The organism is Luteitalea sp. (assembly GCF_022842525.1).
GTDB lineage: Bacteria > Acidobacteriota > Vicinamibacteria > Vicinamibacterales > Vicinamibacteraceae > Luteitalea.
The window spans coordinates 35,087-50,140 of sequence record NZ_JALHPM010000009.1 but is presented as its reverse complement, the minus strand read 5'-3'; the positions used below and the strand labels follow the sequence as shown (position 1 = coordinate 50,140).

The window sequence follows — 15,054 nt, the reverse complement described above, 5'->3', positions numbered from 1 at the left end:
GCGATGTCCGTCGACCTGAAGGTCGACGGCTACATCCGCTTCAGATAGGCGATCAGGGCGCGCTTGTCGTCGTCCTTCAGCTGCGCGCCGAACGTGTGGCCACGGTCGAGCACGAAGTCCGGGGCGACGTTGTTGCGCAGGAAGCCGCGGAACAGCGTCTCGTCCGACAGCAGGTTGAGAATCACGCGATTGCGCACCAGCGCCGGCAGGCGGGTCGGATCGACGCGTGCGATCAGGTCGACGGGGGTGCCCGCGGGAATCTGCACCGGGCGATCGCGGCCCGTGACTCCCAGTTCGCTCGGCGTGCTGGTGACGATGATCGACTGGACGCCGAGCCGCTTCTCCGGCCACAGCAGCTTCTCGACGGCGTCGTTGAAGGCCGCCATGCGACCAGCCACCGACGGGTCCTTCACGTACGTGCCGAGGGCGTTGTTGTGGAGGTACGGCGCGGTGGCCCACATCGACACGAGCGACGGCGTGCGGTAGTAGCCGCCCTTCGATACGGTCATCGAGATCGGGTCATCCGGCTTGCGCGGGTTGTACAGCCCGACGATGGTGCCGGCCGGTGGCAGCTGCTTGTAGGTCTCCGACGAGAACTCCTCCCACACGTTGCCCTTCTGGGCGTTGGTCCCCATCGCCCGTGCGACGTTGGTGCCCAGCTCGCGCACCGAGTAGCGGCGGTCGTCGGACAGGAAGTTGTTGGTCAGGAAGTCGGGCTCACGGACGGCGTTCTCGAACCAGGCGCGACGCGCCCCGGGATCGGCGAGGGGCGATGGCGGCTGCTTGCTCGAGTGGCACTGCGCGCACTCGCGCGCGAAGACGCCCGCGCCCTGGCTCACCTCGGCCTGCGGCTCGCCGAGGTAGCGGGCGCCGCCGGGCGCGTCGGCGAGGTGCATCGGGCCGATGGTCTTCAGGAAGGCCTCGGCGGCCTCCATGCGCGCTTCCGTGTTGCGCCAGTCTTCGCACTTCTGGCGCGCCTCGGCCATGCGGAACGGCTGCTGCGGCACCAGTCCGGCCACCGGGTCGATGCGCGTCAGCCAGATGTCCGAGCACATGCCGATGTTCACGTACACACGCAGCGAGGCCCCTGCCACACCCACCGAGTCGGCGCCGTCCTTGAGGATGTGATGCACGGCCCGCTCCGTGCCATCGGGCATCTTCTCCATCACGGTCGGGCGATGGCCCAGCAGGAACACGGCGTTGATGTTGCTCGGGTTGTGCACGTGATCGGTCGCGAACCGTGACGTGTCCGAGGTGCCCGGCGGCTGCCGGTTGCCGAGGTGCCAGCGGAAGTCCTTCGGCGTCATCTTCAGGTTGAAGAGCCGGCCTTCCTCCCAGTACTGGTTGCCGATGGCGCCGGCCAGTTCGCTCCACTTCGGCCGCTCGGGATCGACCGGCGGATTGAGCGGATTGAAGCCGACGTGGCAGAAGCCGCAGGCCATGCCGATCAGGTAGGGCGGCTGCATGCCCTTCGGATGCGTCCGGTATGTCTCCGCATTCCAGGTCGCGGGATTGAAGGCCGGGTTCGGGAACCGCCGCAGGCCGACGATGCCGGCGGGTTGCCCGAAGGACGCGGGCAGCGCGTCAGGGCGGCAGGTGTCGAGCCACAGGCCGAACTCATCTGGCCCGGTGGCCGCCTCGCAGCCCGGCTGCGTCACGGCGCCGAGCTCGCGGAAGCGCCGCCCGTGGCGGCGCGAGTCCACGTAGTTGAGCAGGTCGACGTTGCCCTCGGTGAGCTCCGCCATCCGCACCCAGAACTTCTCGTTGCCGCCGGTCCAGAAGTACCAGGTGTCTCGGCCCGCCCGTTCGATGTCGGTCAGCCGACTCCCGTAGCCGTAGTCGTCTTCCGTGCCGTAGACCGGCTGTGCCGGGGAAACGCTGGCATGCAGCGTCACCGGGCCACCGGGCGCGGTGCCCAGGAGTCGAGTCGCCGACAGGGCCGCGAGACCGGCTCCTGCCAGCCACAGCAGCGTCACCGATGTCGTCCACGTGCGCTGGCGCACCATGTGTCCCTCCTGAAAGCTCTGGCTTGCGTATTGACGTGTACCGACAAGAACGGCGCGTCGAGCCAAATCGCACACGCCTGTTCGCTGTGTGCCACCCGAGCGTTGTCGCTCATGACCCGACATCCGGCCGGGACGCACGACGCGTCGAGGTACTGCCATGGCCAAGCGTTCGACTCGCAGCACGCCCCAGATCGCCCCACCCGCACCCGCCGCGCCGGCCTACGCCGCGACGTGTCGGGCCCTCCTCGTCCATGCCGCACCGGCCGAACGCGACGATGCGCGAGCGCAGGCGATCGCCGAGGCCGCCGTCCATGCGGTGATGGGCGAGGCCGTGCGCGTGGAGGCGCTCGGCCCCGGGGCGCGCGACTATCGGGTGACACGCCTCGATGGGCGCGCCATGGACCCGGGCAAGGCCTGGACGCACACCCGCGCGTTGCAGGCCCATCGCGACATCGCCGACGCCGAGCCGGCCATCGACCAGCCCGGTCTCGAACCGCCCCCGGGGACGCTCGCGCCCACGGCCGCCGGTCCAGCCCTGCGTCCTCGCGACTTCTCGGCCGAGGCGCCGTTGCCCTGCGCCAGGACCAACACGGAGTGGAGTCTGGAGCTGTGTCGGGTCAAGGAGGCCTGGGCACTCATGCCGCCGACGCCGCAGGGGCGCGCCAAGGGCGAGGGCATCGTCATCGGCCATCCCGACACCGGCTACACCGGGCACGCCGAGATCATCGACATGCCGTCGCGGGTGCGCGTGGCCGACAGCTTCGACTTCGTCCTTCGCACGCCTGACGCGCGCGATCCGCTCGAGGCCGGCAATCCCGGGCATGGCACCACGACGGCCAGCGTGATCATGAGCAGCACGGGAGGCGCCGGGGCCACCTTCGTGTCCGGGGTCGCGCCCGCGGCCACGATCGTTCCGCTGCGCGTCACGCCGCGCGTCGTCCTGCTCGGCTTCGATCGGCTTGCGGAGGCGATCCGTTACGCGACCGATCGCGGCTGCCACGTCATCTCGATGAGTCTCGGGGGTGTCACCCCGTCGGGCGCTCTCGAGCGCGCCATCGCCTACGCCGTCAGCGAGGGCGTCGTCGTCCTCGCCGCCGCGGGCAACGTGTGGCCGTGGGTGGTCTATCCGGCGCGCTACGACCAGGTCATCGCGTGCGCGGCCTGCAACTGCCAGCGCGCCATCTGGAGCAAGTCGGCCAGTGGCGATACGGTGGACGTGACGGCACCAGGGGAGTCGGTCTGGGTGGCGCGTCCCGGCAAGGACGTCGGGCAGGCCGACGACATCGTGGACGTCGGTTCGGGCACGTCGTACGCCGTGGCGACCACCGCCGGCGCGTGCGCGCTGTGGCTCGCGTTCCACGGCCGCGACACGCTCATCACGCGGTACGGCAAGGGCCAGATCGCCGCCGTCTTCAAGGAAGTGCTGATGACGCAGGGGGTCGACACCCCGCGCGGCTGGCGGACCGACAAGCACGGCGCCGGCATCCTCAATGTCGAGAAGCTGCTGCGTGCGCCGCTGCCGTCGACGCCGCCGGCATCGGGGCTGCGCGTGCGCGCCTCCGTGGTGCCGCGCGGCCAGAACGATGTGGATCGCTTCCTCCCGTACTACCCGGAGACGACCCCCGACCAGGTGCGCAGCGGTCTCGTGCGCCTCCTCGGGACGACCGACGCCCAGTTGCCCGTGGTGCTCGCCGAACTCGGCGACGAACTGCTGTTCCACGTGGCGACCAACCCGGACGTGCGCGCCCGCGTCATCGCCCGGCCTGGCCCGAAGAAGCGCGGTCAGCTGCTGACACCTCGGGCGACGCCCGGAGCGGCGCCCCGCGGCGCCCCGGCCGCGCGCCTGCCGCGCGAAGGGTCGAAGGCCCTGCTCTCACGCCTGGCGTGAGCGAGAGACGATGCCGGGCGCATGGGAGACCGAGGCCGAATGGCGACGGCTGACGCGCGAGCTGACGGCCTGGCGCGATCGGCGCGTGCGTGCCGATGCGCTCGGTCAGCATCGGTCGCAGCTCGAGGCCGTGTGCACGCTGCTGGATCGCGTGCTCGGCGAGCTGCGCGTTCCCATGGCATCCATGACCGGTGACGACGCGGCCATCCTCCAGCAGAGCCGTGTCCACGACCGTCGCCTGACGTGGGTGCGGCGCCTGTGGGACTTCTTCCGCGACCGGTTCGACCAGCGCGACGACCCGACGCTGGCACCCGTGCTGCACGGCGCCGACGAGGTCGTGTGGAGCTGCATGCGTGAGCCGGCGCTGGCGCTGGCCGCAGCGGGCGCCGGGCCCGCCGGCCCGCCGCCCCTGCCGTACGTCGAGCCGGCCCTGACGCCGGAAGTGTTTCCCCACGGGCTCGTCCCGGGCACGTTGCGTCGCGACATCGACGCGCCGTTTCTCCGGCAGGCGCTCGACGCCCTGCCCTTCGCCGTCGTCCGCGTGCCGGCGTCGTGCGTGACCGCCCCATGGTGGCTGATCCACCTGGGCCACGAGGTTGGCCACGTCGCCGACGCGCAATGGATTGGTTATCCGACGCGGACGGCCGTTGTCGAGAGCGTGACGCTGGATGCGCAGGCGACCGCCGACTGGACGCGCTGGAGCGGGGAGGTCTTTGCCGATGCCTATGCGGCGCTGATGCACGGGCAGTGGGCACTCTGGGCGCTGGCCGTGGCCGAGACGCACGACGCCACGGCGCTCGTGCAGCCTCGGGACACCTACCCGCCGCCGGTGGTGCGGCTGCTGGTGATGGCACAGGCGTGCGCCGTGCTGCGCACACCGACCACCGACGTGGCGGCCGACGTCGCCCGATGGCAGACCGTCGTCGACAGCGATCCGCGCCTCGCGGCGATGACCGCCGACGGCAGGCGCGTCGTGGAGGCACTGTTGCAGGTCACGGTGCGCCGCCTGTCGCTTCCCGCGCTCGCGGCTTGGGATCCCGCCAGTTGGGACCGCGCCGCGCTGCGGCCCTGGGTGTCGACGCTGCCGCGCCGGCCGGCCACCCCGTCGGCACGCCCGCGGCGTGCGTGGGCGCGATCCCTGGTGGCGGCGAGCGGGCTGCGCCGCAAGGACGGAGAGACGGCGCCAACCGGCCTTCAGGGAGAGGCGATTGCCGACGACCTTCTCACATGGTTGCCCGCGGTGCGTGAGCCCGGCAGTCGTGCCTCACGCGACGATGTCGCGGGGCGCGTGGCGGCACAGGGCGTGACACTCGCTCGCGATCTGATGGATGCGGAGCCGCTGCCATGAGCGTGCGCTTCGTGATCCGGCTCCGTGCGGACGACGCCGGTGGATGGACGCGCGACGTCCGGGACGCCGCCGGCGTCGTCGTCCCCGGGTCGACGCGGTCGATCGGGGCCCTGCCGCTGCCGCATCCGGATGACACGCTGCTGACGTTCCCGGCGTGCCACCCGCCGCTGGCCGCGGGCGCCGTCGACGAGGCCGACCTGCACGCACTCGACGCCCCCACGCTCGGTCGGTGGTACGCCAACATGGCCTCGGGGCAGGCCTCCGACGGCATGCCCCGTCGCTTCGGGCGGTACCTCTTCGAGCTCGCGCTCGGTGAGGCTGTCTGGGCGCACGTGATCGCGGAGGCCGCCGGCGCCGCGATCGAGCTGCGTCTCGACTGCCTGCCAGACGCCTGGGCGCTGATGCGGTTGCCCTGGGAACTGCTGCACGACGGCCAGCACTTCCTGGCGGCGCGACCGGGGCCGCTCGTCCTCATGAGCCGGCAGATCACGGCGCCGGTGGCCATCACCGCCCCGCGCGTCTTCACGCCGCGCGTCCTCTTCGTGATCGGCTCGCTCCAGGACGACACGGAGATCCGCGCCGGCGCTGAGTACCTCGGACTGCTGCGCCGGCTGCAGACGCTGGACCTGACGATCGACAGCCGCGTGCTGCGCGACTGCACGGCCGAGATGCTGCAGGCGGCGGTGGCCGAGTTCCAGCCGTCGGTCGTCCACTTCATCTGCCATGGAGGATTCGCCGAAGGCCGAGGGGCACTGCGGTTGATCGCCTCGGATGCCGGACTGCCCTTTCAGGACTACACCGCGCCGCAGTTGCTGGCGCTGCTGGCAACGACGGACGCCACCGGCGCGGTGGCGTACCCGCCCGTCCTGGTACTCAACGCCTGCTACAGCGCGACGCCGCTGCCGCCGGCCGCGGACCCCCTCGACACCCTCTCGGGACTCGAGGTCTTCGGTGGCGGTGCCGGCGTGCTGCCCACGTCGGCCGGCACCCTGCCGCTCGGCGCGGAGCTCGTGGCCGGCGACGGCGTGCACGGCGGCCCGGCGCTGGTGATCGGCATGGGCGGCAAGGTCGCCGATCTCGCGTGTCGTCTCTTCACGCGGCAGTTCTATCAGTCACTGCTGCGTGGCGACCCGACCTGGTCGGCCGCGGCGGGTCGGCGCGGCGCGTTCGCGCACGGGTTCGACCCGCGCGACACGGTGGACTGGGCCACGCCCGTGGTGTTCACCGAAGCGTCGGCCAGCCTGCAGGTCGATCCCCTCGAGCTCGACGCCGCCCGGCGGCGCGAGTCGACCGTCCGGCAGTTCCGGCGGCAGGCCGACCCGCCGGCGTTCTGCGGCCGTCTCCGGTTCTTCGATCAATGGCATGCGGCCACGGCGCCCCCGCCGCGAGGCACGCGGCGCCTGCTCGGCATCGCGATGAGCGACGCCGATCGCGACCGGCAGGTCGGCGGATCGCGGCTGCTCGAGGAACTCGCCGTGGCGTCGATTCACGCCGGGCACGTCCCCTGCCTGCGCCTGCACAACCAGGCGTCGCCCGAACGGGCGACCGACATCGCCGGCGTGGTCCGCGAGATTCTCGCCGCGGCCCTGGAGACACGCCTGCGCTTCGGCCTGCCGGCCCACACCTGGGTGTCGCAGGTGCTCCAGCTCACCCGATCGCTCAAGGGCCATGCGGCGCAGGTGGATCCGGCCGTGGACGACGCCTTCGCCCTGGATGAGGCCAACGGGTTCCGCACGGCGCTGCAGATGGACCTCTGGAGCCTCCGCGACGAGGTCGTCGCACAGCTCGGGGCACCACGCGGCAGGCCGGGCCAGCAACTCGCCGTGGTGCTGCTCGACGAAGTGCAGCGCTACGCGGGCGCTGCCGGTCGCTTCGTCGCCGAGCTGCTGCGCGCCGGCGGACTCGGCACCGAGCAGGATCCGATCCCGGTGGCCTTCACCTACCGCAAGGATCTCAACTACGCCGAGCCCTACGAGCAGGTCCGGAAGGCGCTGGATGCGATCTCGAACTGGGCCATCCGCGAGGAGCTGCACCCGCTGCGCGAGGCCGTGTCGGATCGCTCGATCTACCTGCACCTGCTGCTGCACCGGGCGCAGCCGCTGGTGTTCTCGCCGACGCTGGCGCTGCTCGACGTGGACCGCTTCTACAACTCCATCCATCGCGCCACCGCGTCCGGCTATCCGTCGCAGTTCCGCGAGAAGGCCGAGCCCCTCAACAACGTGCTCCTCACGCTGCAGGACGCCGACGTCGTGGTGCCCGCCACCGACGAGGACGTCCTGAGCGGGCTGGGAGACCAGTGATGTCGACGGCGCCTGGGCTGCCTGACGTGGGATCGGTGCTGGCTCGGGTCGAGTCGCTGCTGGCCGGTGGCATCGGTCCCCGCGTGCCGGATCAGCTGGACCCGGCGAGCATCCGCTGGGTGTGTCTCGTCCCCGTGTGGACGCCGACGCTGGCCGCGCGATGCGCCATGCCTGGCTGGGGCAGCGCGGCCGACCTCGACGTGCTCGACGCCTGGCGGGACGACGGGCTCATCGAGGCGACGCTGACGCCGCTGTCCATCGACGACGCCGGGCAGGTGACACCGGCGCAGCACCTGTTCTGGGTGTCGCGCCACGCGCGCCCGGCCTGGCTCTCGCGCATCATCGAAGAGGATGGCCTCGACGCCCTCGCGTCGCTGGTGCAGTCGATCGCCAGCCGTGTGCTCGCACAGCCGCGCGATCAGCACATGCCCACGGCCACGTGGCGCTGGGCCGTCGTGGCCTCGCATGCCACCAGCACGTTGCCGACGCTGCGCGAGGCCTTCGAGCACGAGCTCGATCAGGCCCTGTCGCAGGAGCGGCCCGAAGAGGCCTGGCTGTGGATCGAGGCCCTGCAGCGCGTGGCCGAAGTGGTGCCGGGCGAGGCCACGACGCTGCACCAGCGGTCCGTACGGCGCCTCGCGCTCTTCGACCGCCAGCGCAGCGACCGCGCGATGCTGCGCGGCTACCTGCCGCGTCGCGCCATGTTCGAGGCCTACCGCGATCTGCTGACCGGCCCGGACGGCGTGTGGGCGATGCACTACCTGGGCGGCGGTGGCGTCGGCAAGACGATGCTGATGCGCGCGTTGACGTCCGGCACCGACGAGCACCTGCCGCCGGGTGTCGTGCTGCCGCCCACGGTCACGGCGCGCATCGACTTCGATCACATCAATCCCGACTACCCGGCGCGGCGTCCTGGCCTGCTGATCGCCCACCTGGCCGAGGAGCTTCGCCTCAAGGACGATCGGCTCGCCGCCTCCGAGGCCTTTGCGCTGCTGTTCAGCAAGATCGCGTTGTTGCACGAGCGGGTCGACAGCGATCGCACGCCGGCGGCCGACGTCGAGGAGATGCTCGAGGTGTTCCGCTGGGCCTGCGAGAGTGTCGCCAGCGGCGGCCGTCGCATCGTCCTGCTGCTCGATACGTGCGAGGAGCTGGACCGGCTCGGCCCGAGTGGCACACTGCCTGACAGCGTCGAGCGCACGTTCGCGCTGCTCGAGCGCCTGCACGAGATGATGCCGGCGCTGCGTGTCGTGCTGTGTGGTCGGCGACCGCTGGCCGGCACCTATGCCGACGGCGAGGTGGTCGCTGCGGGGATGCCGGAACGACCGTGGCTGCGATTGCATCGCGTCTTTGCCTTCTCCGGGGACGAAGCCCGCGCGTACCTGCAGCTGATGTCCGTGCCCGAGGCCCTCGTCGTGCCGGTGCTGACGCGCAGCGTGGCCGCGGCGTCGTCCGCCACGCTGGGCCTCCCGGCCGGTGAGGCGTCGCCACGGTACAGCCCCTTCAGCCTGTCGGTGTACGCGACCTGGATCGCGAAGCAGCAGGACGTGGATCCGGCGCGCATCGTCGGCGACGACGTCGATCACTTCGTCCGCATCCGCATCCTCGATCGCATCCACAACGAGGACGTCCGTCGGCTGCTGCCACACGTCGCCCTGCTCGGCCGCTTCGACGACGCGACGCTGCGCGCATGCGTCGACATCCGGGACGACGTGGCAGACGCCGTGTTGCGCGAGATCGCGGCGCAGGAGTGGATCGATCGCCAGGCAGGTGGGTACTACGCCGTCGAGCCCGAGCTGCGCATGCGCTTGTGGCGGTACTTCGAACGTGAGGAGACCAGCGTCCTGGACGCGGCGCGCCGCCGTGTGCTGCCGGCCCTGTGGCAGCGCCTCGACGCCGGCCCGGTCGGTGAGGTGCCCGATGAAGCGGTGGTGCAGGCGCTGCTGCAACTCGTGCATGCCGACCGCGCGTCGGTGCTGCGGGCCTGGCTCATCCTCGACACGCGTGTGACGGCTGGCCCGGAGTCGGCCTGGGGCGTCCGCGTGCTGGCGCGGGTGCTGGCCGACGAGGCGTCGCTTGGCGCCGAGGTGGATCCGGGCGCCCGTGCGGCGTGCCTGACGACGTACGCCGAGTGTGTCGTCCGCGAGCATGGCGCGGCCGGCACCGCCGATCTGTGGGCCACGGCCTGGGAGGGCGCGCAGCACCTGGCGCCTCCGGACGTGCGTGCGGTCGTGCTCGTGCGAGCGGCGAGCGGTGGCCTGACATGCGCCGCCGCGTCGCTCGACCTGCCGGCGATCGAGCGGTGGGCGTCCCGGCTCGCGAGTCTCATCGAGGACCCTGAGGTCATCGTCTCGGCGCCGTCGCATCTGGCCCCGGTGATCGCGGCGGTGATGGCGTGCCTGGACGCCGCCGAACGGCAGGCCGACCCACTGGCGCCGGCACCATCGGCCCCATGGCTGGCCAGCCTGACGGCCGTGACCGCCGAGGTGTCGCACGCGCCTGCGCGCGCCATCGCGCTGGCCTGCGCCGGGCGTCTCGCCGCCCGACATCAGGAGGTCCACGAGGCGCGCTCCAGGTTCGAGGACGCCCTCGACGCGATGACCGAGCCGGGCGATGGGCAGCTTCCGCCCTGCTTGCAGTGGCCGCGTGGTCTCGATGCCGCGTCGTGGGTGACGCTCGAGTCTCTGCGCGGACTCGCCGGTCTCGAACCCGTCGAGGACACGCTGGCCCGCTTCTCGTTGCTGATGCCCGTGGCGAGCGAGGTGGCGGCCAATCGGCTCGAGGCGCTCCGCCTCCGTCTGACCGCCGCGGTCCGCGTGCCGGAGGCGCCTCTCTCGGGTGCCGCCGCGAGCCCCCTCATCCGTCCGGACGACGTGGCGATCGCCGACAGCCTCGGTCTCGTCGTCGTGCCGCCACGTGCGGTGGCCATCGCGCTCGATCACGTCGAGTGCGGCCGGCCCGAGGACGGCCTGCGACTGCTCGCGGAACTCGCGTCGGTCGCCACCAGCGCCCGCAATACGGTCGTAGCCGTCGCGGTCGATCGGGCGCGCATCGCGGCCGTCACTCGCATGCGCCTCGGCGAACACGGCCGACTGAGTCGGCAGCTGCTGGCCGGGGCCAGTGAGGTGCCGCTCGCCGAGCGTGAGCGGATGCGCGCCTTCATCCACGGGCGAATCGCCAATGACGAGTCCGTGCGGCCGCTGGCCGAGATGCCGGTCGCCTCACTGGACGACGCGCATGCGATCTGGCGTGCCCGTCGCGCGCCCGACGCGAAGGCGCGCGAGGACCTGGCCGCCTGGGGTCGCCGCGTGCTGGCCGCGCCGCCTGCCGGCGGTGACAGCGAGTGGGCGAGGGCCGCGGCCGCGCTGGATCTGATCGAGTGCGCCGAACTCGGCGGCGTCGATCGCACCGGGCACGGCTTGACGCCGATCTCGCCCGAAGCCTGGTGGAGCCGGTTCCCGGCGCATCCCGAGCTCGCGCTGCGCCTGTGGACGCGGAGTGCGGCGCTCGGCGTGTCGCCAGGCGGGCCGACGACGCAGCTGGTGCGCCGCATCGGGGTGCGTCGCGCCGCGGCCATCGCGATGGAGGAGGGGGAGCTGCTGGCGCTGCGTCTGCCGGCGCACGCCCTGCGCCTGCTGGCGCTCGCGCTCACCTGGTTCGAGGACGCCAGTGACGCGCTGGGCATCTGGCAGGTGACCGCGCTGCTGGCGATCACGCGCGTGCGATCGGGCGTACCGCGTGACGCCCTCGACCTCACGGCGTTGCAGGAGGCGCACGGGGCCCTCGTGGCGGGTGCCGCGGCTGGTGCGAGCGGACTGCCGTCGTGGTCGGTCATCGAAGGCATCTCGCGCCTGCCGCTGACGGAGGCGCCCGGCCTCACGGAGTGGACGCCCTGGCTGCACCGGGTGATCGTCGTGCAGCACTGGGTCGCGTCGGGCGTGCGACCGGAAGTCATGTTCAGCGCGGCGGATGCGCTTCCCGTGGAGCTGCGCGACTGGCCCTCCGAGGGTGCGGCCGCCGCACAGGACGGCACCGCGCAGACGCCCGTCACGTCGTCTGGCATCACCCTGCCGTCCGATCCGCCGACGCGGTCGGCCCCGGCCCCACCCTCGTACGCACCCACGACGGCGCCCTCCCCGGCGGGCGCGCCCTCGAGGAGCCCTCGTTCGGGCTCGCGGCTGGCCTGGCCCTGGTGGGCGCTGGGGGGCCTCGCGACGCTGCTCGCCGCGGGGCTGTTGATCGGGTGGCTGGTCACGACGACGGGCCGGTCCGACGCACCCACGATGCTGCCGCCGGGTGCGACGGTCGACCCTGGCCAGACGGGTCAGGGGACCGACGAACCCGGCGCCACCGCCACCAGCGAGATGACGCCGCTGCCGGTGCTCCCTCTGGCCGTCGCGCTGGTGCTCCTCGCCGCGGGCGCCGCGATCTGGGGCGCCATGCGGCGGCGCGCGCCTGCCACGCGCGCCAGCGGCGGGATACCGACGTGGGTGGCGCGGGTGACGTCGACAGACACCGACGGGGCATCCGACCGCCAGGCGGCGTTGGACACGACGGTGACGCTGGCAGACGAACGCGGCGAGCCGGTCACGGTGGCGCACCTCCGCATCCGACGCATCGAGGCGCTCTCCGGGCTGGACGCGCTGCGGCAGCCGCCCCTCGGGACGGCGCTGTCGTCGCCCCTGCCCAGGACCCCGCCGCTGGAGCGCATGTGGCTCGATCTGGAGACGACCACAGCCTGGCCGTGCTGGGAGGCGCTGCTCTGGTCCGGCACGGTGGACGTGATGCGCCTGCGCCCGTTCGTCGTGCGGGCCGTGCGGGGGGCGCGGGCCGCTCGGCCGCTGCGTCCGGCGACGGGGGCGCCGTGGACGATTGCCACCATTGCGGCCACTGCGGGTGACGCGCGCCAGGCCTCGTACGCGTGGGAGCCGGCCGTGCGGGCGCGGCGGGCATCGGTCACGCCAGTGCCAGCCAACGTCGTGCGCGAAGGCGTGCGCCAGCGCGACATCCGGGTCGTCCATGTCGCGGCCCAGCCGATCGATACGCCGCAGGGCCTCTTCTTCGAGGTCACTGGCGGCGAGGACCTGCACGTCAAGGAATCGCTGGAGTCACTCCGGGGCGATCGCGGCACGCTGTTCGATGCGTCACAGATCGCGCACACGTTTCCCGATATGGTGTGTGCCGTGCTGCAGCCGCCGCGTCGGGCGTCGCTCGATCTCACGCCGGCCGGGCGCGAGACCTGCGCCTCGCTGCGGGTCATCGGCGCGGCCCTGGCCGAGGAGGGCGTGCCCTTCGTTGTCGTGCTGCCACCACTCGACGGCGAGCTGTCGTCGCTCGTCGTGCGCCTGCTTGGTCGTCGCCTGGTGACGCTGAGCGACAGTGGCACCCTCGACCCGCACGAGTTCCTGCTGCGGGCGCGCGAGATGGTGCTCGGACACGCCCAGCGCCTCCTGCCGCGCGATGCCGCGATCGAGCTCGCCTTGCAGGTCACCGTCTACGCCCGCTGAGAGCGGCGACCCCCCTTGCCACAGGAGCCCGACCAGCCGTGACTCTTCTCGAAACGCTCGAGGGATGGTGGGGCAGGGACGCCGCGCACCACGTGGTGCACGACCTGCCCGCGACCGCCGTGCAGCCGGCCGGTGACACGGGGGCGGTGTGCCAGGCCGGGATGCACTACTTCAGGCTCTGGCTCGCCGAGATGCGACTGGCGCAGGACCAGGCGTGGTTCACCACGCGCCATCCGGCCGTCCACGCGCTGGTGCGGCTGCGGTTCGGCGACGCGGACGTCGAGCTGCCGCGCATCGTCGGGCCGATGACGTTGCCAGGGCTGGATCAGGCGCACCTCGGCGACGTGGTGCATCTCGACCATCCGCTGACGCCGCTGCTGCCCTGCAGCGGCGGGGTCGTCGAAGTCTCGGCCGGACTGGTGGCGCTCGAGGGCACCAGGGTGCTCGGCCAGTTCGTCACGGCGATCGAAGCGGTGACGCAAGTGCTGGCGCAGCCGCCCCTCTCGACGGCGCTGGCGGCGGTCGGGCCCGTCACGCGCGCCGTGCAGACGCTGTTCGGCGCGGCCGCAGGGCGGCAGCACCTGGGCGTGCACCTCGCGTACGCCGGCGATCAGTGGCCGCGCGCGCTGCATGCCGGCTATGTCGCCGTCATCCGGAAGGACGTCACGCAGATCGCCGTCGGCGACCTGTCGGTGCAGCAGGGCGCGTTGCGGCTGCGCGGGGCGCCACTCATGGGCGCCGACTACATGCTGTTCCGGCTCGAGCGGATGGCGGAGCGTGACGACTGGGACAGCCTGGCGTCGATCGCGGCGCCGTTCCGGGACGCCCTGACGGCGCTCAGCCACGGCAACGCGGTCGTGGCCGAGGCACACGTGCGCCGCGCCATGCTCGAGGCCTGGACGTCACCCGACCTCACGCGGGCCGATCGCACGCGCGTCAGCACCGAGATCAAGCGCACGTTCCAGGAAGCGCGCAGTCTCGGCCTTGGTCTGGAGCGCGCGCCGGCGACGCTGGCCGGCGCCATGGCGGGCGCCCTGCCGGCCGACGCGGTGGGACGTCTGCAGCCACCGTCGCTCGAGGCGCTGCTCGATCTCGGGGAGTGAAACAGGGCTCTGGGCTCTGGGCTCTGGGCTCAGGGCTGAGGGGTTGGGAGGGCCGGCTCGCCGAGCCGGCCGACACGGGGCAACACACGAGGAGCACACGATGGCCAAGAAGGCACTCTGCGTCGGCATCAACGACTACCCGTACGACGGGTCCGATCTCAACGGCTGCGTCAACGACGCGACGGCCTGGGGCAGTGTCCTCAAGGAGCTCTACGGCTTCCGGGACATCACGATCATCCTCGACAAGGACGCGACCAAGAAGCGGATGCTCGACGGCATCAAGGCCCTCCTGAAGGGCGCGAAGGCGGGTGACGTGCTCGTCTTCACGAACTCGTCGCACGGGTCGTACAAGGCCGACACCGATGGCGACGAGGAGAAGTACGACGAGATTCTCTGTCCCTACGACATCGCCGACAACGACATCGTGGACGACGAACTGCGCACCCTGTTCGACAACGTCAAGCCGGACGTGCGACTGACCGTCGTGCTGGACAACTGTTTCTCGGGCACCGCCACGCGTGCGCCCGTGTCGGACATCATCCCTGGGCTGCGCACACCGGACGATCGCCGCGTCCGCTTCCTCAGCCCGGCGCTGCGCGGCGGCAAGGTGCTGCAGAACCCGTGGAAGGCCAAGCCGAAGCGCATCGAGAAGCATCCCGAGGCGGACATGAAGGACGTGCTGCTCACCGGCTGCACCGACAAGGAGTACTCCTACGACGCCAACATCGAAGGCACCTACCACGGTGCCATGACGTTCTACGCGCTGAAGGCCATCCGCGAGGCGCCGCACGCCCTCACGTACAATCGCCTGCACAGTCGCATCACGAGCCTCATCGGGGACTATCCGCAGCATCCGCAGCTGGAGGGCAGCAACGCCAATCGGCGGCGGAAACTGTTCAGCTGAA

7 protein-coding genes are annotated in these 15,054 nt (G+C 71.9%); 6 read left to right on the top strand and 1 reads right to left on the bottom strand.

Features of this window, described 5'->3' with window-relative positions; genetic code table 11:
* Nucleotides 1-29: 29 nt before the first annotated feature.
* A complete protein-coding gene (locus Q0C41_RS03575; protein ID WP_291981080.1) occupies nt 30-2,006 on the bottom strand; it encodes a hypothetical protein in 1,977 nt (658 codons plus the stop codon).
* Between the two features lie 157 nt (nt 2,007-2,163).
* On the opposite strand from Q0C41_RS03575, the gene Q0C41_RS03570 reads away from it, so the two are divergent.
* The 6 genes from Q0C41_RS03570 (at nt 2,164) to Q0C41_RS03545 (ending at nt 15,053) form a co-directional block, all read left to right on the top strand.
* Nucleotides 2,164-3,894, top strand: a complete 1,731-nt coding sequence (locus tag Q0C41_RS03570; protein WP_291981079.1) for a S8 family serine peptidase — start codon at nt 2,164-2,166, stop codon at nt 3,892-3,894.
* A gap of 10 nt (nt 3,895-3,904) precedes the next feature.
* Nucleotides 3,905-5,242, top strand: a complete 1,338-nt coding sequence (locus Q0C41_RS03565) for a hypothetical protein (protein WP_291981078.1) — start codon at nt 3,905-3,907, stop codon at nt 5,240-5,242.
* Entirely contained in the window at nt 5,239-7,542 is a 2,304-nt protein-coding gene (locus Q0C41_RS03560) for a CHAT domain-containing protein (RefSeq protein ID WP_291981077.1), read from the top strand. The genes Q0C41_RS03565 and Q0C41_RS03560 overlap by 4 nt, the downstream gene beginning before the upstream one ends.
* Nucleotides 7,542-13,046: a hypothetical protein gene (locus Q0C41_RS03555; protein ID WP_291981076.1), complete on the top strand. Its 5,505-nt coding sequence runs from the start codon at nt 7,542-7,544 to the stop codon at nt 13,044-13,046. The genes Q0C41_RS03560 and Q0C41_RS03555 overlap by 1 nt, the downstream gene beginning before the upstream one ends.
* A gap of 38 nt (nt 13,047-13,084) precedes the next feature.
* Complete coding sequence (locus Q0C41_RS03550) at nt 13,085-14,149, top strand: hypothetical protein (protein WP_291981075.1); 1,065 nt, start codon at nt 13,085-13,087, stop codon at nt 14,147-14,149.
* A 100-nt stretch (nt 14,150-14,249) separates the two neighbouring features.
* Nucleotides 14,250-15,053 carry a caspase family protein gene (locus Q0C41_RS03545; protein WP_291981074.1) on the top strand — a complete coding sequence of 268 codons (804 nt, stop codon included), beginning with the start codon at nt 14,250-14,252 and terminating at the stop codon, nt 15,051-15,053.
* The last annotated feature ends 1 nt before the right edge of the window (nt 15,054 follow it).